Raw genomic sequence first — 19,249 nt, 5'->3', positions numbered from 1 at the left:
ACCCGCGTCCTGCGGGTGGGCCGTCGTCGTCCTGCGGGTGGTCAGCCCTCCAGGAAGGCGACCAGGGCGTTCGCGAGGAGGTACGGGTCGTCGGCGCCGCAGAGCTCGCGGGCGCTGTGCATCGACAGGCAGGCGATGCCGATGTCGAACGTGGTGATGCCGTGGCGGGCGGCGGTGATCGGGCCGATCGTCGTGCCGCAGGGCATGTCGTTGTTGGACACGAAGGACTGCCACGGCACGCCGGCCTTCTCGCAGGCGGCGGCGAACGCGGCCCGCCCCGCGCCGTCGGTGGCGTAGCGCTGGTTGACGTTGACCTTGAGGATCGGGCCGCCGTTGGGGCGCGGGTGGTGCGTCGGGTCGTGGCGCTCCGTGTAGTTGGGGTGCACGGCGTGGCCGACGTCGGAGGAGAGGCAGACGGAGCCGGCGAGCGAGCGGGCGCGGTCCTCGTAGGCGCCGCCGCGGGCGTACACCGAGCGCTCCAGGACGTTGCCGAGGAGCGGGCCCTGGGCGCCGGTGTCGGCCTCGGAGCCGTTCTCCTCGTGGTCGAAGGCGGCGAGGACGGGGATGTACGCGAGGTCGTCGCGGCCCGCCACGGCGATGAGCGCGGCGACGGCCGCGTGCACCGAGATCAGGTTGTCCATCCGCGGACCGGCGAGGAGTTCGCGGTCGCGGCCCAGGTAGGCGGGCGCCTCGATGGCGCTGACCATCAGGTCCCAGCCGGTCACGTCCTCGGCGTCGACGCCCGCCTCCTCGGCGACGAAGGCGATCAGGTCGCCCTCGTGGACCGGGCCCAGGCCCCAGATCGGCTGCATGTGGCGCTGGCGCTCCAGCTTCATGCCGTCGTTGACGCCGCGGTCCAGGTGGACGGCGAGCTGCGGGACGCGCAGCAGCGGCCGGTCGATGTTCACCAGCGTCTGGGAGCCGTCGCGGAGGGTGAGCCGGCCGGCGAGGCCGAGGTCGCGGTCGAGCCAGCTGTTGAGCAGCGGGCCGCCGTAGATCTCGACGGCGACCTGTCGCCATCCCTGCGTGCCCATGTCGGGCTTCGGCTTCACGCGCAGGTTGGGCGAGTCGGTGTGCGCGCCGACGATCCGGTACGGGGTGTGCGGGGCGGCGCCCTCCGGCACGAACCAGGCGATGATCGCGCCGCCGCGGACCACGTACTTCCCGCCCGTCGTCCCGTCCCACGCCGCGGTCTCCTCGACGCGGTGGAAGCCGGCCTTGTCCAGCCGCTCGGCGGCGGTCGCCACCGCGTGGTACGGCGTCGGCGAGGCCGTCAGAAAGGCCATCAGGTCGTCGGTGTGGCCGCGGTCGAAGGGGCCGGCGGTAGGACGGGAAGCTGCGCTGCTCATGGGGTCACCTTACGCACGGCCCGGAATACGGGGACGGGGCCCCGGAAAAGGAACGGTCACCGGGGGTGAAGGGGCCGGAGCCCAGGTGCCCCCGGAGGCGAACCGAGCTCCGGAAAAAGGAGGTACGGCCCGCCCCCCTCCCCGGGGACGGGCCGTACCGGCAGGACGAGAGGCGTCGGTTAGAACGCGGCCTCGTCCAGGTCCATCACCGAGCCGTCGACGGCCTCGGCGAGCGCGCGCTCGGCGCCGACGCCCGGCAGGACGTTGGCGGCGAAGAACTTCGCGGCCGCGATCTTGCCCTGGTAGAAGGGGACGTCCTTGCCGGTGGCGCCGGCGGCCAGCTTCTCGGCGGCGACGGCCGCGCCCTTGAGGAGCAGGTAGCCGACGACGACGTCGCCGGAGGCGAGCAGCAGGCGGGTGGTGTTCAGGCCGACCTTGTAGATGTTCTTCACGTCCTCGCCGGTGGCGGTGAGGTCGGTGATCATCGTGCCGACGATGGCCTCCAGGTCGACGGCCGCCTTGGCGAGCGCGTCGCGGGCGCCGGCCAGGTCGTCGCCGCCGGTGCCGACCGCGAGGAACTTCTTGATCTCCTCGGACAGCGCGTTCAGGGAGGCGCCCTGGTCGCGGACGATCTTCCGGAAGAAGAAGTCCTGGCCCTGGATGGCGGTGGTGCCCTCGTACAGGGTGTCGATCTTGGCGTCGCGGATGTACTGCTCGATCGGGTACTCCTGCAGGAAGCCGGAGCCGCCGAAGGTCTGGAGCGACTGCGCGAGCTGCTCGTAGCCCTTCTCGGAGCCGTAGCCCTTGACGATCGGGAGCAGCAGGTCGTTCAGGCCGTGCAGCGCCTTGACGTCCTCGCCGGCCGCTTCCTTGATCGCGATCTCGTCCTGCACGGAGGCCGTGTAGAGGACGAGGGAGCGCATGCCCTCGGCGTACGCCTTCTGCGTCATCAGAGAGCGGCGGACGTCGGGGTGGTGCGTGATGGTGACCTTGGGGGCGGCCTTGTCCATGAAGTTGGCCAGGTCGGTGCCCTGGACGCGCTCCTTGGCGTACTCCAGGGCGTTGAGGTAGCCCGTGGAGAGGGTGGAGATCGCCTTCGTGCCGACCATCATGCGGGCGAACTCGATGATGAGGAACATCTGGCGGATGCCCTCGTGCTTGTCGCCGATGAGCCAGCCCTTGGCGGGGTGCTGGTCGCCGAAGGTCATCTCGCACGTGTTGGAGGCCTTGAGGCCCATCTTGTGCTCGACGTTGGTGGCGTACACGCCGTTGCGGGCGCCCAGTTCGCCGGTCTCCCAGTCGAACTCGTACTTCGGGACGAGGAAGAGGGAGAGGCCCTTGGTGCCGGGGCCGGCACCCTCGGGGCGGGCGAGGACGTAGTGGAGGATGTTCTCCTCCATGTCGTGCTCACCGGACGTGATGAAGCGCTTCACGCCCTCGATGTGCCAGGAGCCGTCCTCCTGCTGGACGGCCTTGGTGCGGCCGGCGCCGACGTCCGAGCCGGCGTCGGGCTCGGTGAGGACCATGGTGGAGCCCCAGCGCTTCTCGACCGCGATCTGGGCGATCTTCTTCTGCGCCTCGTTGCCCTCGTTGTAGAGGACGCCGGCGAACGCCGGGCCGGAGGAGTACATCCAGATGGCCGGGTTCGAGCCGAGGAGGAGCTCCGCGTACGCCCAGACGAGGGAGCGCGGGGAGGTCGTGCCGCCGATGCCCTCGGGGATGCCGAGGCGCCAGTACTCCGAGTCCATGAAGGCCTTGTAGGACTTCTTGAAGGAGGCCGGGACCGGGGCGGTGTTGGTCTCCGGGTCGAAGACCGGCGGGTTGCGGTCGGCGTCCGCGAAGGACTCCGCGAGCTCGTTCTCGGCGAGGCGGCGGATCTCGTCGAGGATGCTCTTCGCGGTCTCGACGTCCATCTCCTCGAACGGACCGGTGCCGTACACCTTGTCGCGGCCGAGCACCTCGAAGAGGTTGAACTCGATGTCGCGGAGATTCGACTTGTAGTGCCCCATGGCGACGGCTCCGTAAGGCTCGGGGAGGCAGGTTCCTCTTACACGTACCAGCGAGTAGCAAACACGCTCTCTACGATGATGCTACCCACCGGTAATAAGGGCAACCCCTATCCGGTCATCTGTGACGCAGTAGGCTCGTGGTCCATGTACGGCTACGAGCAGAATCCGGGTGCCCAGCAGCAGTACGCGCCGCCGCCGCAGGGGCAGTACGCGCCGCAGGGGGGCATGCAGGCCGGCATGCCGGGGGGCGTGTACGGGCAGCAGCAGGCGCCGCTCTATCCGGAGCCGTCGCCGCCCTCGCTCGCCGACGCCGTACGGGCGTTCACCACCGGCACGCTCGCGCCGGAGGACTTCCAGCAGATCTTCGCGACCTCGAAGGTCTACTGCCCGCGCGGCGACAACCCCGGCTTCCTGGCCCTGCACAACACCCAGCAGCCGGTCATCCCGATGTTCACCTCGCTCAAGGAGCTGCGGCGGTACGCGGGCAAGGAGTCGAAGTACTTCGTGATCACCGGCGCCGAGGTGATCGACCTGCTGCCGACCGGCTACGGCTTCGTCCTCGACATGGAGGGCGACCACCGCATGGTCTTCGACGCGAAGGCCGTGGAGCAGATGGTCGACTTCGCGATGCGGCGGATGTACGGCTGACCGACGCTGGTACCTGCGAGGGCGCCCGGGAGGAATTCCTCCCGGGCGTTCCGCGTTCCGGGTGGCAAGAAGTTCATTGTTCAACTAAAGTGGACGTACAAGGTCGCACCTAGGAGGTCCGGTCATGCCCGCTGTGACTGTCGAGAACCCGCTCACCCTGCCGCGCGTCGCCGCCCCGGCCGACGCCGTCTCCCGCCCCGTGCTCGCCGTCACCACGGCCCCCCAGGGGTTCGAGGGGGAGGGCTTCCCGGTCCGCCGCGCGTTCGCCGGGATCAACTACCAGTACCTCGACCCGTTCATCATGATGGACCAGATGGGCGAGGTGGAGTACGCCCCCGGCGAGCCCAAGGGCACGCCCTGGCACCCCCACCGGGGCTTCGAGACCGTCACCTACATCATCGACGGCACCTTCGACCACCAGGACTCCAACGGCGGCGGCGGCACCATCACCAACGGCGACACCCAGTGGATGACCGCCGGCCAGGGCCTCCTCCACATCGAGGCCCCGCCGGAGTCCCTCGTCGTCAGCGGCGGCCTCTTCCACGGCCTCCAGCTCTGGGTCAACCTCCCCGCCGCCGACAAGATGATGGCCCCCCGCTACCAGGACATCCGCGGCCGCCAGGTCCAGCTCCTCACCTCCCCCGACGGCGGCGCGCTGCTCCGCGTCATCGCCGGCGAGCTCGACGGCAACCAGGGCCCCGGCATCACCCACACCCCCATCACGATGATCCACGCCACCCTCCGCCCCGGCGCCGAGATCAACCTGCCCTGGCGCGAGGACTTCAACGGCCTCGCGTACGTCCTCGCCGGCCGCGGCACCGTCGGCACCGACCGGCGGCCCGTCCACATGGGCCAGACCGCCGTCTTCGGCAAGGGCGGCGCCCTCACCGTCCGCGCCGACGAGAAGCAGGACGGGCACACCCCCGACCTGGAGGTCGTCCTCCTCGGCGGGCAGCCCATCCGCGAACCCATGGCCCACTACGGCCCGTTCGTCATGAACACCCAGGACGAACTCCGCCAGGCCTTCGAGGACTTCCAGGCCGGCCGCCTCGGCACCATCCCGGCGGTCCACGGCATGGGCGAGTAAGGCCCGCGCACCGCGCAGACGGCCGCTGACGGGGTGTCACCCGTCCGGCCGTCAGCGCGCGACGACACGCCGACGGACGTGGTCCGGTGGACGGGTGCAGACGCCGCCCGCGCTCCTCCCCGAACCCGTCCGACGGGCCGCCGCCTGGTGCGTCGTCCTGCTGCTCGCCGCCGGGGTCGCCGCCGTCGGGATCTGGCTCTGCGTCGTCTTCGAGACGGTCGTCACGCCCGTCCTCCTCGCGATCCTCGGCACCGCCCTCCTCGGCCCCCTCTACCGGCACCTGGTCCGGCTCAAGGTCAGGAAGTCGTTCGCCGCCGCGCTCACCGTGGTCGCCGTCCTCGCGGTCGTCGGCGGAGCCACGTACATCGTCGTCGCCGCGCTCATCGAGACGGGCGACCAGATCATCGCCTCGCTCCGGCAGGCCGCCACCGACATCGCCGAGCACCTCGGCCCGGCCGGGACCTCCCTCGACGACCTCGCCAAGAACGCCGAGGGCCTCCTCAAGGAGTTCGGCGGAACAGCCGCGTCCGGCGTGCTCACCGGCCTCAGCGTGGTCGGCGGGATGATCGCCACCGCCGCCCTCGCCCTGGTCCTCATCTTCTTCTTCCTACGGGACTCGGACCGGGCCGTCGGCACCCTGCGCTCCCTCGTCCCCCGCGCCACCGGCGACCTCGTCGAGGCCATGGCCCGCCGCGCCTTCGAGGCCGTCGAGGGTTTCATGCGCGGGACGACGTTCGTCGCCCTCGTCGACGCCGTCCTCATCGGCGTCGGGCTCGTCGTCCTCGACGTGCCCGGCGCGGTGGGGCTCGCCGCGCTCGTCTTCGTGACCGCCTACATCCCCTACCTCGGCGCCTTCCTCTCCGGCGCGGTCGCCGTCCTCGTCGCCCTCGCCGACCGGGGCTTCGCCATCGCGCTGTGGGTGCTCGCCATCGTCCTGGCCGTCCAGATGATCGAGGGCTACCTGCTCCAGCCGATGGTGCAGAGCCGGACCGTGCAGATGCATCCGGCCGCGGTGATGCTCGCGATCACGGCCGGCGCGTCCGTCGCGGGCATCCTGGGCATGCTGCTGGCCGTCCCGCTCACGGCCGCGGCGACGGGCGTCCTCAGCGAACTGCGCAGGCGGTACGGGGCCCCGCCGGAGCCGGCGGGGGAACCGGAAGCCGACTGATCAGGCCGGGACCGGACCACTGATCAGGCCGGGACCGGACCGCTGATCGAGGCCGCGGCCGGACCGCTGATCGAGGCTGGGACCGGACCACTGATCAGGCCGGGAGACCGCCCGGCTCGAACGACGCCAGGAGCTGCTCCAGGGCCGCCTGGTCCGGGCCCACGAACGGGTCGGCGTCGGGCGCCGCCGCGATCGTCTCCAGCATCCGGTCCGTCATCCGCACGGCCGGCGGCAGATGCGTGCACAGCACGATCTCCGGGTTCATCTCCCGCAGCGGCGCGATCGTCGCCCGGTACTTCTCCGCGTCCACCACGTGCACCCACGGGCTGTCGATCGTCGCCCACAGCAGCTGCGCCTGCCGCAGCTCCTCCGGCTTCAGGTCGCTCGCGTGCCCGCTCTCGGCGATCTCCGCGCTCGGCATCGGCCCGCCGAAGCAGTCCGAGCTGAAGCAGATCCGGGTCCGGTCGTCGTAGAACCCGACCGTCGACGGGTTGTCGAAGAGCGGCGGTCGGAAGGCGTGCAGCGTCCGGTCGCCGACGTCGAGCGACTGCCCCGGGTTCAGGAAGTACACCCGGTCCATCGGCAGCGGACGCTCGGTCGACATGATGCCGAAGCCCAGGAACGTCGTGACCACGCGTGCCCGCGGCGCCGCCTCCAGCAGGTCGAAGATCCCGCCCGTGTGGTCCCGGTCGGGGTGCGTCAGCCAGATCCAGCGCACGTCCGCCGGCTCCATGACCCCGCCGAGCGCCGCGAGGAAGTCGCGGTCCTCCAGCGAGAGTCCGGTGTCGACGACGACCGGCTCGGCGGCGGTGAGCACGAACGCGTTCGCCGGCACGTGCCCGATGCCCGGCACTTCGAGACTGTCGGCGATCACCGTGGTGTCACTGCCGACCTTGTGGGTGTCCATGGCAAGCTCCGTGGTCCCCCCGGCGGCCGTACCCATCCAGTCTGCGCCGCGGGGATCCCCGCCGCCCGCCGGGACCCGCGGGCGGCGGTTCCGATCACCCGTCGCCGCAAGGTTCCACCCGCCCCCGTCCAGGGGGATTCCCCGGTTCCGGGGTGGGGCTGGCCACCCTCCTCGCCGGGGGGCCGTCGGATGTCCCGGTGACCACCGGCTCCGTAGCGTCTCCGCCATGACCCAGACGACACCCCGCACGACGACCCGCACGACGAGTCAGGCCACGCCCCACGCCGCGACGCCCACCCGCGCGGGTCGGTCCGTGCGCCGCCGCAGGGCGCGCCGGTCCCTCGCCGCCGCGACTGCCGCCGTCGTCACCGCCCTGGCCGCCGCCCCGGCGTTCGCCGCGTCCGAACCCCGTCCCGTGCCGGTCCCGGTCCCGGTCCAGCAGACCATCGGGCGCGGAACCCTCCTCGGCGTCACCCCCGTCGGCGACCTGAGCCGGACCGAGGTGACCGCGTTCCTCAAGGGCGCCGGCATCGACGCGTCGACCGTGCGCCACGGCGTACGGGGCTACCGGCTCACCTACCGGACGCTGACGCCGCAGGGGGCGCCGACGACCGCCACCGGCCTGCTGGTGCTTCCCCGGGGCGGCGAGCGGCGGCTCGACCTGGTGGCGGACACGCACGGCACGATGGTCCACCGCGACTACGCGCCGTCCGTCGCCGAGGACTTCGGCCTCTACGCGCCCTATCTGCACGCCGCCGCGGGCCGTGCCGTCGCCGCCCCGGACTACCTCGGGCTCGGCAAGGGGCCCGGCCTCCACCCGTACATGGACACCGCCTCCTCCGTCTCGGCCTCGCTCGACATGCTGCGAGCCTCCCGGACCGCCGCGGCCGCGCTCGGCAGGCCGCTCACCGGGGACGTGTACGGCACCGGGTTCTCGCAGGGCGGCCAGGTCGCCATGGCGCTCGGCCGCGAGCTCGCGCGGGGCGCGGACCGGCACTTCAGGCTGCGGGCCCTCGCGCCGGTCGCCGGACCGTACGACCTCCGGGGCGCCGAGGTCCCCGCCCTGCTCGACGGCCGGGTCAACGACATCAGCGGCGTCTTCTACATGGCGTACTTCCTCACCGCGCAGAACCGGCTCCACCCCGTCTACACCGACCCGGCCGAGGCGTTCCGGCAGCCGTACGCGGGGTACGTGGAGCAGCTCTTCGACACCCGGCACACCGAGGAGGACATCGTCACGAAGCTCCCCGGCTCGGTGAAGGAGCTGCTGACCGACGACTTCCGCGAGCGGCTGGGCCACCCGACCGGCGGCCTGCTGACCGCGCTCAAGGCACAGGACGGCACCTGCGACTGGAAGCCCGACGTCCCGGTACGGCTGCACACCGCGGCCGGCGACACGGACGTGGTGATCGCCAACTCCGTCAGCTGCGCGGCCGACCTCGCCCGCAACGGCGTGCGGGCCCCCGTGATCGACCACGGGAAGGTCGACCACAACGGCTCCTTCAAGCTGGCGGGTCCGCAGATCGTGCGCTGGTTCGACAGGCTGGCACGCGGCTAGGGGTGTCCTGCCGATCGGGTCGGGCGGGACCGTCCGGACACGGCCTAGCCGCAGCAGCCGTTCTCCGACGGGGGTTCGTTCAGCTCGAACCAGATCGCCTTGCCCTCGCCGCGCGGGTCGACGCCCCACGCGTGCGCCAGCATCCCCATGAGGACCAGGCCGCGGCCGCTCGACGCCATCTCGCCCGGGTGGCGCTTGTGCGGCAGCTCGTCGCTGGTGTCGGAGACCTCGACCCGCAGCCGGCGGGACTTCTCGGCGCAGGCGACCTCGGCGACCAGGAGGGCGTCGCCGTCCGTGTGGACGAGGACGTTGGTGACCATCTCGGAGACCATCAGGACCGCCGAGTCGACCTGGTCCTCGTCCGCCCAGTCGTGCAGCAGCTGCCGCAGCTGCTGGCGCGCCTCCGCGATCCGCTCCGGCTCCGCCTGCGCGATCGTCATCAGGGTGCGGCGCGGGGCCTCCACCGCCGGGCCCGCGGGTCGGCGGGACAGCAGCAGGACGGCGATGTCGTCCTCGCGGCGGTCGGCGAGCGGGCCCGTCGTGTGGTGCGAGCCGGGCCCGTGGACGGCCTCCACGAGCGTGTCGGCGAGGTGCTCCAGGTCCTGGCCGTCGTGTTTCTCCAGGAGCGCCCTGACGCGCTCCCAGCCGCTGTCCAGGTCGTGGCCGCCGGTCTCCAGGAGACCGTCGGTGCAGATCATCAGGGTCTCGCCGGGATCCAGGGTGAGCCGGGTCGTCGGGTAGTCGGTGTCGGGGTCGATGCCGAGGGGCAGGCCGCCGGCCGTGGGCCGCAGCAGGACCGTTCCGTCGTTCATCCGGACCGCCGGGTCCGGATGCCCCGCCCGCGCGATGTCGACCGTCCCCGTCTCCAGGTCGACCTCCAGGTACAGGCAGGTCGCGAACCGCGGACCCCCGTTCTCCTCCGCGTCGTCCCCGTCCGTGATCCCGTACAGGAAGCGCGAGGCCCGCGACAGGACCGCGTCCGGCCGGTGCCCCTCGGAGGCGTACGCCCGCAGCGCGATCCGCAGCTGCCCCATCAGGCCCGCCGCCCGCACGTCGTGCCCCTGGACGTCGCCGATGACGAGGGCGATCCGCCCCGCGCCCCGCCCGCCCGTGCGGGAGGTGCCGCCGGGCAGCCGGATCATGTCGTACCAGTCGCCGCCGACCTGGAGCCCGCCGCCCGTCGGCACGTACCGGGCCGCCACCTGGATGCCCGGGATCCCCGGCCCGAGCACCGGCATCATCGTCCGCTGGAGGCCCAGCGACAGCTCGCGCTCCGACTCCGCCACGCCCGCGCGTGCGAGGGCCTGCGCCAGCATCCGCGCCACCGTCGTCAGCACCGACCGCTCGTCCGGCGTGAACGCCACCGGGTGCTTGAAAGCCGCCATCCAGGCGCCCATCGTCCGCCCCGCCACCACCAGCGGCACGAACGCCCAGGACCGCCGCCCGAAGCGCTGCGCCAGCGGCCACGTCATCGGGAAGCGGCGCAGGTACTCGTCCGGCGACGGCAGGTAGATCGCCCGCCCCGTCCGTACGACCTCCGCCGCCGGATAGTCCGTACCGACCGACATCGACGAGAACGGCCCCTCGTCGCCCTCGCTGTGCCCGTGGTGCCCGATCACCGTCAGCCGGTCGCCCGCCACGCCGAACACCGCGAGCCCGTCCGGCGAGAACCCCGGCATCGACAGCGACGCCGCCACCCGCAGCACCTCGGCCGTCGACCGCGCCTCGGCCAGCGCCCGCCCCGCGTCCAGCAGGAACGCCTCCCGCGAACGGCGCCAGTCACCCGTGATGGGCGTCCGCGCCGCCGTGCCCGGCAGCTGCTCGGCCACCTCCTGGATCGTGCCGACCAGCTGGTAGTCGTTCCCCTCGATCAGCGGCTTCGACCTGCTCCGAACGGTACGGATCACCCGCCCGTGCTCGTCCATGATCCGCAGCCGCGCCTCGGCGAGCGTGCCCTCCGCGACCGCGAGGTTCACCACCCCGTCGATCTCGTTCCAGTCGACCGGATGAAAACGCGACCGCACGGCCGCCTCCGTCAGCCGCACCGGCTCCGCGGGCAGCCCGAGCAGCCGGGCTGCCTCACCGTCGAGCGAGACGATCCCGGACGCGTTGTCCCAGCGCCACAGGCCCGTCGCGATCGCGGCCAGGACGTCCTCGGTGCGCATTGCCCCACTTTATGAATATCGGACACCAGGTCGCCACCGAGAGTATTCGAAATTCGATCTTGGCCCGGCCGGTACTCTGGGTGGGTCTGCCCTCGTGTCCTGTGACATCCGTGACAGGGGCCACAGGGCGGTCGCCCACCACCGAGATCCCGAAGACTGGATGAACGACGATGCATCGGTACAGGTCCCACACCTGCGGCGAGCTCCGCGCCTCTGACGTCGGCACCGACGTCCGGCTGAGCGGCTGGCTGCACAATCGGCGCGACCTGGGCGGCATCCTCTTCATCGATCTGCGCGACCACTACGGCATCACGCAGCTCGTCGCCCGTCCCGGCACCGCCGCCGCCGAGGTCCTCGACAAGCTGACGAAGGAGACCGTCGTCCGCGTGGACGGCAAGGTCGTCTCCCGCGGCGCGGACAACGTCAACCCCGAGCTGTCGACCGGCGAGATCGAGATCGAGGCCGCCACGGTCGAGGTCCTGGGCGCCGCCAAGCAGATCCCCTTCACCATCAACACGGACGACGGTGTCAACGAGGAGCGGCGCCTGGAGTACCGCTTCCTCGACCTGCGCCGCGAGCGCATGCACCGCAACATCATGCTGCGCTCCGCCGTCATCGCCTCCATCCGCTCCAAGATGGTGGCCCTCGGCTTCAACGAGATGGCGACCCCGATCCTCGCCGCGACCTCCCCCGAGGGCGCCCGCGACTTCGTCGTCCCGTCCCGCCTGAACCCGGGCAAGTTCTACGCCCTCCCGCAGGCGCCCCAGCAGTTCAAGCAGCTGCTGATGATCTCCGGCTTCGACCGGTACTTCCAGATCGCGCCCTGCTTCCGCGACGAGGACGCCCGCGCCGACCGCTCGCCGGGCGAGTTCTACCAGCTCGACGTCGAGATGTCGTTCGTCGAGCAGGAGGACGTCTTCCAGCCCATCGAGAAGCTCATGACCGAGCTCTTCGAGGAGTTCGGCGGCGGCCGCCACGTCACCTCCCCCTTCCCGCGGATCCCGTTCCGCGAGTCGATGCTCAAGTACGGCAACGACAAGCCCGACCTGCGCACGGCCCTCGAACTCGTCGACATCTCCGACGTCTTCGAGGCGTCGGAGTTCAAGGCCTTCGCCGGCAAGCACGTCCGCGCGCTCGCCGTCCCGAACACGGGCGACCAGCCCCGCAAGTTCTTCGACCAGCTCGGCGACTTCGCGGTCTCCCTCGGCGCGAAGGGCCTGGCCTGGGTCCGCGTCGGCGACGAGGGCGCCCTGACCGGCCCCATCGCCAAGTTCCTCACCGAGGAGAACATCAAGGTCCTGACCGAGCGCCTCGGTCTGGAGCCCGGCCACGCGATCTTCTTCGGCGCCGGCGAGTTCGACGAGGTCTCCAAGATCATGGGCCCGGTCCGGGTCGAGGCCGCCAAGCGCGCCGGCCAGTTCGAGGAGAACGTCTTCCGCTTCGCGTGGATCGTCGACTTCCCGATGTACGAGCGGGACGAGGAGACCGGCAAGATCGACTTCTCGCACAACCCGTTCTCCATGCCGCAGGGCGGCCTCGAGGCCCTGGAGACCCAGGACCCGCTGGACGTCCTCGGCTGGCAGTACGACATCGTCTGCAACGGCATCGAGCTCTCCTCCGGCGCCATCCGGAACCACGAGCCCGAGATCATGTTCAAGGCCTTCGAGATCGCCGGCTACTCCAAGGAGACCGTCGAGCACGAGTTCGCCGGCATGCTCCGCGCCTTCGAGTACGGCGCCCCGCCGCACGGCGGCATCGCCCCCGGCGTCGACCGCATCGTCATGCTCCTCGCCGACGAGCCCAACATCCGCGAGACCATCGCCTTCCCGCTCAACGGCAACGCCCAGGACCTCCTCATGGGCGCCCCCACCGAGCTCGACGAGTCCCGCCTGCGCGAGCTCAACATCCAGCTCCGCAAGCCCGTCGAGAAGAAGACCACCGACATCACGGACGCGGTCCACCCGGACGCGGCGCGCTAAGCACCCCGTCTGACGCGGAAGGGCCCGGAATCCCCTCGGATTCCGGGCCCTTCGGCATGCGTGGCGGAGGTCGGCCGAGTCGGTTGTCAGGCGGTCGATGGTCGGCAACGCACTCGTCAGGCGGCCCGGCCGCGTATGCGGGTGGCGCGGACGACCGGACCCCTACGCGTCGTCCGCGAAGATCTCCTCGGCCGTGGCTGCCGTGACCGCGCGGGTGAGCCAGAGGCGCAGTGTCTCAAGGTCGTCGCAGGTGGTGACGCGGGCGCGAACGTCGTCGGGAACGTCGAGGCCGCGCTGCTCCAGAACCAGCAGTACGGCGGCGGCGCTGGCCTCGGCGCGACCTTCGGCCTTGCCCTCGGTTCGGCCTTCCTCCCGGAGTTCTTCGGAGAGGTACGACTTGTAGAAGGAGAGGTCCGTGGCCACCAGGTTCCTCCAGATCTCCTGAGCCGGGCGCTTGCTCAGCCCCTGCGCGGTGAATTCGATGAGGGGGTCGGCGACGTCCTCGGGCAGGTCGCGCAGTGCGGTGGAAGGTGCCTTCAGTATGTCACCGATGCCCGGATCGCCCGCGTGGGTGAGGGTCGCCAGGGTGGCCAGTGCCAGGTCTCCCCGGGCCCGGACCGGGTCGGTGATCACCGGCATGTTGTGCGGGCCCACGACGGTGGGGCGGATGACGAGGGTGGGCATGTCGGGCGGCCCGCTCGCCACCTCCTGCCCGGCCCATTCGGCTGTGGCCCGGTCTTGGCAGACGACGAGCAGAGCGGTCGGCAGCCGGTACTTCGACCACAGGTAAGCGGCGTAGTACGCCCAGCTCGCGTGCTTGTCGGGGTCCTTCTTGCCCTGGGACTCGATGGCGAGGAGCAGGGAGCCCTTCGCCGCGCCGTCGAGCTTCAGGAGGGTGTCCACGCGGCGTTCGACGGGTCTCGTCTCGGTGAGGTCGGTGGGCAGGAGGACGGCTTCCACGGGGGTGGGCAGCCGGATTCCCAGCTGCCGTGACAGGCGGCTGAAGAGCATGGGGTCTTGCTGGAAGATCCGGTGCAGCGCCTCGTGGGGCGGGTTGACCATGGAGGTTCCCCGGAGTGTCACGTGCTGCGTGCGCAGCCGGCGCAGGTGCCCGGTTCGGGGCCTCGGTAGGCGCGGTCGCAGATGTCGCAGTTCTGGAGGGGGTGCCGGGTGGCCGGGTCGCGCGGCGGGCGGAAGGGCGGTAGGGGCGGGAGCTGGGCCGCGAGGCGGTGGGCGAGGAGGGCGGCGGGGCGGTGGAGGGGTTCCGGGGGGAGGGTGGTGGTGAGGGCGCGGTGGACGGATTCGGGGGTGAAGTCGCGCTCCAGCCAGGTGACGACGCCCGGTGCGAGGTGTTCGGCGTCCGTGGCGGAGATCAGGAGGCGGGGGTCGGTCCTGCGGAGGTCGCAGAGGACCCCGACGGCCGTCCGGAGGAGGTCGGGCGTGGGGTAGGCGGGCTGCGGAACGGCCGGTAGGGCGGCGCGTCGGCGGGGTTCCCGCTGTTCGCGCCGTCGGGACGTCGGCTCCTGCGTCTCGCGCCGTCGGGGCGAGGGCGCCTGTGTCTCCCGGCGGCGTGGTGGGGGCTCCTGCGTCTCCCGGCGTCGTGGTGGGGGCTCCGGCTCGGGCCTCGGCCGGGGGCCGTCCCCGCCGCCGGTGCGGCTGGAGGGGGCGCTCGTGCGGCCGAGGCCCCCGCCCGTACGGCCCGGGCGGTTGCAGGAGACCGTGCGGGTCACCATCCGTCCGGCCGGCGTGCGGTCCTTGCTGCGGCGCAGGTAGCCATGGGCCTCCAGCTCGCGCAGGGCGGCGGAGATCCGGGTCCTGCCCTCCGGGAAGCGGCGGGCCAGTGACCTGATGTCCACGGGGGATCCGGCCGGCAGCGACTGGATGTGCGTCGCGAGTCCGATCGCCGTCAGCGAGAGCGCCTCGTGCTGGGCGAGGTGGTTGCCGACGACCGTGAAGTGAGTGGAGTGAGGTGTGTTCTCGTGCACCACTCCGGCCGAAGTCCCCCGGGAAGGGTGGTTCTTGGCCTCGTCACGGGACGCGGCGGGCGCCTGGGCGCTAGGGTTCTGGCTATCCATCGGGAAGCGTTCTCTTCCTTGGTGGTCAGGCCCTCGCACTGGGATGGCCGTCCCGGCGAGGGCCGACGCATGTCTGCGTTCGGCTCTGTTGGGCAGAGCGTAGATCAAACAACCCACCACTTAGCCAGCCGAGTTGGCGTTCTTCACTCGTGTGAGTGAGAGCCCGCTTCCGGGAGGGAAAGGGTGGGGCTTGGAGGGGTTTCTTTCTCTCTCGGGTTACTTAGGGAGACCGACCACGGCACCGGTGACCAGGCCCTTGGACCCCGGTGATCCGGTGACGTCGAACTCGGCCCACACCGTCTTCTGCGGTACGGGCCCGAGCCTCACGCCCCACCGGTCCGCGAGCGCCTCCACCAGTAGCATTCCGCGCCCACCGTCGTCGTCCGGCGGCGTCGTACGGAGCCGAGGAAGGGTCTCCGCCCGGGTGTCCGTCACCTCGATCCGGAGGCTCTGCGGCGACGTCCGCAGCACGAGACGGAAGTTCCGGCCGCCGACCCTGCCGTGCGTCGCCGCGTTCGCCGCCAGCTCGGCCACGACCTGCGGTGCCGCCTCGGTCACGCCGTACGGCAACTCCCTGTCCCGGAGCCACTCCACCGCGAGCAGGCGCGCGAGGCGGGCTCCGCGGGGAGTGGGCGAGAGGAGGACGCCGAAGTGGGCTGGTGAGGGGGGTACTTGGGTGGTGTTCTTCTGATTCACGTCACTGAGCGTGGCCGCCCTCGCCTAGCGTGAACAGTGACGGCGTCGATGCGTACGGTGACTGTCCGGGGCTTGTCCACTGCTGTCCGGGCTGTCCGGACCCGCCCCCGGGGTAGGGGTGCCGCGCCGTGAAGGGGTGAGGGAAGGGTGCGGGTATGTCGGTGGATGGCGGGGCGCAGCGACTCAAGAGCGAGGCGGACGAGCCGGGGTGGGAGGTCGACCCGGACGACGACTGGGGTGTGGCTGTCGTCGCCACCGTGGGACGGCAGTTGAGGCTTCGGAGGGAAGCGGTGGGAATGCGCGCCGCCGAGGTGGGGGCGGCCACCGGCTACGGCGAGGACCTCATCTACAAGATCGAGAGCGGGAAGCGGATCCCACGCCCCGAGTTCCTGGACAAGGCGGACGAGGTGTTGGGGGCGTGTGGCCTGCTCTCGGCCATGAAGGAGGACGTGGCGAAGGTCCGGTACCCGAAGAAGGTGCGGGCGCTGGCGAAGATGGAGGGTACGGCGGTGGAGATCGGGGTGTACGAGTGCAACATCATCGCCGGTCTGTTGCAGACGCCGGAGCACGCCAGGGCCGTGATCGAGGCGGCGCAGCCTCCGTACTCGCAAGACGATGTGGAGCGCATGGTGGCCGCTCGTGTGGCCCGGCAGTCCGTATTCGAGCGGGATCCTGCGCCCGCGCTCAGTTTCGTGCTGGAAGAGGCCCCGTTGAGGCGCCCCCTCGGAGGCACAATGGTGTGGCGAGGGCAGCTCGAACGTCTGTTGGAGGTGGGCCGATTGCGTAACGTCACGCTCCAGGTGATGCCGACGCGCAGCGAGGTTCATTCCGGTCTGGACGGCAGGATCGAGCTGCTGAAGTTCGCGGACGGTACGGCGGTGGGGCGCTCCGATGGAGCGTTCAGCGGGCGGCCGGTTTCCGACCTGAGGCAGCTCCGCATCCTTGAGCTGCGCTATGGCACCATCCGGGCGCAGGCCCTCCCCCCACGGGAGTCGCTGGCCCTCATTGAGCAACTGCTGGGAGAGACATGATCCGCAATGCCTCCGCCGGGGACGCTTCCGAACTGGCGTGGTTCAAGAGCAGCTATAGCGGCGGCAACGACGGCGAGTCCTGCGTCGAGGTCGCCTGGCGCAAGAGCAGCTACAGCGGCGGCACCGACGGCGAGTCCTGCGTCGAGGTCGCCACCACTCCCGCCACCGTCCACGTCCGCGACTCCAAGGACACCGGCGGGCCCCAGCTCGCCGTCTCCGCCGGGTCCTGGGCCGGGTTCGTCGCCTACGCGACCGGCGGCTGACCGGCCCGTCCCGTCCCGTCCACAGCAAGTCACAGCCCATGCCCATGCCCCTGACAGGGTCGGTGCCTAGCGTCCGGGGCATGAGCGAGAAGAGCGAATTCCAGGGGCCCGCGCACAAGAAGGACATGACGCGGCGGCGGCTGATGGTGCTCGGTGGAGGGGCGGTGGTCGCCGCCGGGATCGGGACCGCCGCGGTGGCGTCGGCCTCCGCCGGGACGGCCGGGGGACGGGACGAGGCCAAGGCGAAGGGCAAAGGCGGAGAGGTCTGCTACCGGTTGACCTCCGAGACGACCGAAGGCCCGTACTACATCGACGCGGACAAGATCCGGAGGGACATCACCGAGGATCGTGAGGGCATCCCGATGACCTTGCGCCTCAAGGTGATCGACTCCGACACCTGCGAGCCGCTGAAGGGTGCCGCCGTCGACATCTGGCACTGCGACGCACTCGGGATCTACTCCGGGTACGAGAGTCTCAGCACGGGCGGTGGTGGCGGGGCTCCCGGGGGCGGCACGCCTCCGACCGGGACGCCTCCGACCGACGCTCCCACCGGTACGCCGCCCACTGGTACCCCGCCCACCGGCGGCCCCGGCGGCGGTGGGGGTGGCGGGCACGAGGAGCCGACCGACGACAAGCGGTACCTGCGGGGCACGCAGCTCACCGACAAGCACGGGTACGTGGAGTTCCGGACGGTCTTCCCCGGCTGGTACCGGGGGCGTTGCGTGCACGTCCACACCAAGGTGCACGTGGGCGGGAAGATGACGAAGGCCGGGTACGAGGGCGGGCACACCTGCCACACCGGCCAGCTGTTCTTCGCCGAGAGCGCCGTACTGGACTCGGCGGAGGTCGCCCCGTACTCCACCAGCACCACCGAACGCACGACTCTCGACGACGACACCATCTACCCGGGCAACGGCGCCGAGGGCGGCCTGCTCACCCTCGCGTACCCCAAGGGGAAGATCGCCAAGGGCGTCCGGGCCACGCTCACGATGGGGGTCGACCCCGACGAGACCCACACGGGGACCGACGCGGGAGCGCAGCCGGGAGCCTCGGCCTCGCCCTCCGCCTGACCCGGGCGTCTCCCGCGCCGGCGCGTCGGACAGCCGTGTCACCCGCAGGGGTGAAGGCCGAGGATTTCCCGCTGCGCCGGCCGTGGCATATGCCAGCGTGCCTTCCACGGCGACAGTGACGAACCCGGTCTCGCAGACCGGGGAGTACGCACCGTGGAAGGCGCCAACGACCCGGGAGGAGTCCGCCGTGAGCGTCCTGACGCAGGAGGGGTTCGAGGAACTCGCCCGTCTTGGCGAGCGTGTGGACGAGTCCCTGCGCCTTGAGTTCATCAACGGGAAGATTGCGGAGAAGGCCGCGCCGGACGGCGACCACGGGCGGATCATCGAGTGGCTCACGCGCCTGTGCATTCAGGTCGACGCCGGCTGGTGGCTCTATCCCGATCAAGGGCTGCGGATCGAGAAGTACCGCAAGGGCAACGCTCGTCCCGACGGTTGTCTCGCGCCGAGCGACACCTTCGTCGGTCAGGGAGAGTGGGCCAGTCCTGACGGGGTTCTCATGACCGTCGAAGTCACTTCCGGCGACTCGGACACCGGGCGGCGTGACCGGGTGGAGAAGCCGCGTGCCTACGCCGAGACCGGCATCCCCGTCTACCTGCTGATCGACAGGACCGCGGGCGAGGTCAAGGTCCACTCCCAGCCGGACGGGGAGCGGTACGAGATGGTCGCGACCGTGCCGTTCGGCAAGACGGTCACGCTGCCGGAGCCGGTGGGGATGGAGCTCGACACGGAGCCGCTGAAGAACTGGGTCGGCTGAGGTTCCCGCGCGGGTGGTCACACTTCTCGGCCCCGCTCCGTCAGTGCAGTGTCCGGCTCGGTCGAGGCGGACACGGAGAAGGCCTAAGGAGCCGAAGAGATGGTCGCCGAGATGTCCACCACCGCCGTAGTCGTCACCGCTGTCGCCGCGTTCATGGCCGGGTTCTCGGGGGCGTCGATCTTCTTCAAGGCGAAGTTCGTCGTCGAGCCGCTCGCCGAGTACGGGGTGCCGCGTACGTGGTGGAACTGGCTCGGTGCCGCCAAGGCCGCCGGGGCCGTCGGGCTCGTCGTCGGGTTCTGGGTCCCGGTGATCGGGACCCTCGCCGCGATAGGGCTGATCCTGTACTTCGCCGGCGCCGTGATCACCGTGCTCAGGGCCCGCGCCTACGGCCACGCGCCCTTCCCGCTGGTCTACATGGCGCCCGCCGTCGCCGCCCTGGCCCTGACCTGGTGAGCACCAAGAAGAAGGCCGCCGCCCCGAGCACCGGGGC

The 19,249-nt window shown here is 71.1% G+C and carries 17 protein-coding genes; 10 read left to right on the top strand and 7 right to left on the bottom strand.

The features are described from left to right. Positions 1 to 41: 41 nt before the first annotated feature. Together ACFCY7_RS34685 and ACFCY7_RS34680 are read right to left on the bottom strand one after the other, a co-directional pair. Positions 42 to 1,349: a M18 family aminopeptidase gene (locus tag ACFCY7_RS34685; protein ID WP_376490051.1), complete on the bottom strand. Its 1,308-nt coding sequence runs from the start codon at positions 1,347 to 1,349 to the stop codon at positions 42 to 44. A gap of 179 nt (positions 1,350 to 1,528) precedes the next feature. Beyond that, positions 1,529 to 3,358, bottom strand: coding sequence for an acyl-CoA dehydrogenase (locus ACFCY7_RS34680; protein ID WP_376490050.1), 1,830 nt, complete (start codon positions 3,356 to 3,358; stop codon positions 1,529 to 1,531). Positions 3,359 to 3,502: 144 nt separating this feature from the next. On the opposite strand from ACFCY7_RS34680, the gene ACFCY7_RS34675 reads away from it, so the two are divergent. From ACFCY7_RS34675 to ACFCY7_RS34665, 3 genes are all read left to right on the top strand, one after another. Further along, positions 3,503 to 4,006, top strand: coding sequence for an SseB family protein (locus ACFCY7_RS34675; RefSeq protein ID WP_376490049.1), 504 nt, complete (start codon positions 3,503 to 3,505; stop codon positions 4,004 to 4,006). A gap of 124 nt (positions 4,007 to 4,130) precedes the next feature. Next, entirely contained in the window at positions 4,131 to 5,093 is a 963-nt protein-coding gene (locus ACFCY7_RS34670; RefSeq protein ID WP_376490048.1) for a pirin family protein, read from the top strand. A 94-nt stretch (positions 5,094 to 5,187) separates the two neighbouring features. Next, a complete protein-coding gene (locus ACFCY7_RS34665) occupies positions 5,188 to 6,261 on the top strand; it encodes an AI-2E family transporter (protein WP_376490047.1) in 1,074 nt (357 codons plus the stop codon). A gap of 94 nt (positions 6,262 to 6,355) precedes the next feature. On the opposite strand, the gene ACFCY7_RS34660 is transcribed toward ACFCY7_RS34665, so the two are convergent. Beyond that, positions 6,356 to 7,168, bottom strand: coding sequence for an MBL fold metallo-hydrolase (locus ACFCY7_RS34660; protein WP_376490046.1), 813 nt, complete (start codon positions 7,166 to 7,168; stop codon positions 6,356 to 6,358). 226 nt (positions 7,169 to 7,394) lie between these two features. Here ACFCY7_RS34660 and ACFCY7_RS34655 point away from each other — a divergent pair, with 226 nt between their 5' ends. After that, positions 7,395 to 8,726: an alpha/beta hydrolase gene (locus ACFCY7_RS34655; RefSeq protein ID WP_376490045.1), complete on the top strand. Its 1,332-nt coding sequence runs from the start codon at positions 7,395 to 7,397 to the stop codon at positions 8,724 to 8,726. Between the two features lie 44 nt (positions 8,727 to 8,770). Here the strand turns inward: ACFCY7_RS34655 and ACFCY7_RS34650 are convergent, their stop codons facing one another. Next, positions 8,771 to 10,891, bottom strand: a complete 2,121-nt coding sequence (locus tag ACFCY7_RS34650; RefSeq protein ID WP_376490044.1) for a SpoIIE family protein phosphatase — start codon at positions 10,889 to 10,891, stop codon at positions 8,771 to 8,773. A 170-nt stretch (positions 10,892 to 11,061) separates the two neighbouring features. Between ACFCY7_RS34650 and aspS the strand changes: the two genes are divergently transcribed. Beyond that, complete coding sequence (aspS, locus tag ACFCY7_RS34645) at positions 11,062 to 12,870, top strand: aspartate--tRNA ligase (RefSeq protein WP_376490043.1); 1,809 nt, start codon at positions 11,062 to 11,064, stop codon at positions 12,868 to 12,870. A 162-nt stretch (positions 12,871 to 13,032) separates the two neighbouring features. Here the strand turns inward: aspS and ACFCY7_RS34640 are convergent, their stop codons facing one another. The 3 genes from ACFCY7_RS34640 to ACFCY7_RS34630 form a co-directional block, all read right to left on the bottom strand. After that, the gene (locus ACFCY7_RS34640; protein WP_376490042.1) at positions 13,033 to 13,932 is read right to left on the bottom strand and encodes a hypothetical protein; all 900 of its coding nucleotides are present in this window, start codon (positions 13,930 to 13,932) and stop codon (positions 13,033 to 13,035) included. 17 nt (positions 13,933 to 13,949) lie between these two features. Further along, positions 13,950 to 14,945, bottom strand: coding sequence for a helix-turn-helix domain-containing protein (locus ACFCY7_RS34635; protein ID WP_376490041.1), 996 nt, complete (start codon positions 14,943 to 14,945; stop codon positions 13,950 to 13,952). A gap of 216 nt (positions 14,946 to 15,161) precedes the next feature. After that, positions 15,162 to 15,641 (bottom strand): ATP-binding protein, encoded by a 480-nt coding sequence (locus ACFCY7_RS34630; RefSeq protein ID WP_376490040.1) that lies wholly within the window; start codon positions 15,639 to 15,641, stop codon positions 15,162 to 15,164. 155 nt (positions 15,642 to 15,796) lie between these two features. Here ACFCY7_RS34630 and ACFCY7_RS34625 point away from each other — a divergent pair, with 155 nt between their 5' ends. From ACFCY7_RS34625 to ACFCY7_RS34605, 5 genes are all read left to right on the top strand, one after another. Next, positions 15,797 to 16,672, top strand: coding sequence for a helix-turn-helix domain-containing protein (locus ACFCY7_RS34625; protein WP_376490039.1), 876 nt, complete (start codon positions 15,797 to 15,799; stop codon positions 16,670 to 16,672). After that, positions 16,669 to 16,935, top strand: coding sequence for a DUF397 domain-containing protein (locus ACFCY7_RS34620; protein WP_376490038.1), 267 nt, complete (start codon positions 16,669 to 16,671; stop codon positions 16,933 to 16,935). The genes ACFCY7_RS34625 and ACFCY7_RS34620 overlap by 4 nt, the downstream gene beginning before the upstream one ends. A gap of 80 nt (positions 16,936 to 17,015) precedes the next feature. Beyond that, on the top strand, positions 17,016 to 18,005 hold the full coding sequence (locus tag ACFCY7_RS34615; protein ID WP_376490037.1) for an intradiol ring-cleavage dioxygenase: 990 nt from the start codon (positions 17,016 to 17,018) through the stop codon (positions 18,003 to 18,005). Positions 18,006 to 18,192: 187 nt separating this feature from the next. Then, a complete protein-coding gene (locus tag ACFCY7_RS34610; protein ID WP_376490036.1) occupies positions 18,193 to 18,759 on the top strand; it encodes a Uma2 family endonuclease in 567 nt (188 codons plus the stop codon). Between the two features lie 99 nt (positions 18,760 to 18,858). Then, positions 18,859 to 19,212 carry a DoxX family protein gene (locus ACFCY7_RS34605; RefSeq protein WP_376490035.1) on the top strand — a complete coding sequence of 118 codons (354 nt, stop codon included), beginning with the start codon at positions 18,859 to 18,861 and terminating at the stop codon, positions 19,210 to 19,212. Positions 19,213 to 19,249: the final 37 nt, after the last annotated feature.

The sequence above is a fragment of the Streptomyces sp. NPDC056361 genome (assembly GCF_042262805.1).
Lineage (GTDB): Bacteria > Actinomycetota > Actinomycetes > Streptomycetales > Streptomycetaceae > Streptomyces.
This window is presented reverse-complemented; position numbering and strand designations above follow the sequence as displayed.

What these genes read in the sequence shown, in the direction of transcription:
- ACFCY7_RS34685 (WP_376490051.1), bottom strand. Translation starts at nt 1,349, where the DNA reads ATGAGCAGCGCAGCTTCCCGTCCTACCGCCGGCCCCTTCGACCGCGGC.
- ACFCY7_RS34680 (WP_376490050.1), bottom strand. Translation starts at nt 3,358, where the DNA reads ATGGGGCACTACAAGTCGAATCTCCGCGACATCGAGTTCAACCTCTTC.
- ACFCY7_RS34675 (WP_376490049.1), top strand. Translation starts at nt 3,503, where the DNA reads ATGTACGGCTACGAGCAGAATCCGGGTGCCCAGCAGCAGTACGCGCCG.
- ACFCY7_RS34670 (WP_376490048.1), top strand. Translation starts at nt 4,131, where the DNA reads ATGCCCGCTGTGACTGTCGAGAACCCGCTCACCCTGCCGCGCGTCGCC.
- ACFCY7_RS34660 (WP_376490046.1), bottom strand. Translation starts at nt 7,168, where the DNA reads ATGGACACCCACAAGGTCGGCAGTGACACCACGGTGATCGCCGACAGT.
- ACFCY7_RS34655 (WP_376490045.1), top strand. Translation starts at nt 7,395, where the DNA reads ATGACCCAGACGACACCCCGCACGACGACCCGCACGACGAGTCAGGCC.
- ACFCY7_RS34650 (WP_376490044.1), bottom strand. Translation starts at nt 10,891, where the DNA reads ATGCGCACCGAGGACGTCCTGGCCGCGATCGCGACGGGCCTGTGGCGC.
- aspS (WP_376490043.1), top strand. Translation starts at nt 11,062, where the DNA reads ATGCATCGGTACAGGTCCCACACCTGCGGCGAGCTCCGCGCCTCTGAC.
- ACFCY7_RS34640 (WP_376490042.1), bottom strand. Translation starts at nt 13,932, where the DNA reads ATGGTCAACCCGCCCCACGAGGCGCTGCACCGGATCTTCCAGCAAGAC.
- ACFCY7_RS34635 (WP_376490041.1), bottom strand. Translation starts at nt 14,945, where the DNA reads ATGGATAGCCAGAACCCTAGCGCCCAGGCGCCCGCCGCGTCCCGTGAC.
- ACFCY7_RS34625 (WP_376490039.1), top strand. Translation starts at nt 15,797, where the DNA reads ATGTCGGTGGATGGCGGGGCGCAGCGACTCAAGAGCGAGGCGGACGAG.
- ACFCY7_RS34620 (WP_376490038.1), top strand. Translation starts at nt 16,669, where the DNA reads ATGATCCGCAATGCCTCCGCCGGGGACGCTTCCGAACTGGCGTGGTTC.
- ACFCY7_RS34615 (WP_376490037.1), top strand. Translation starts at nt 17,016, where the DNA reads ATGAGCGAGAAGAGCGAATTCCAGGGGCCCGCGCACAAGAAGGACATG.
- ACFCY7_RS34605 (WP_376490035.1), top strand. Translation starts at nt 18,859, where the DNA reads ATGGTCGCCGAGATGTCCACCACCGCCGTAGTCGTCACCGCTGTCGCC.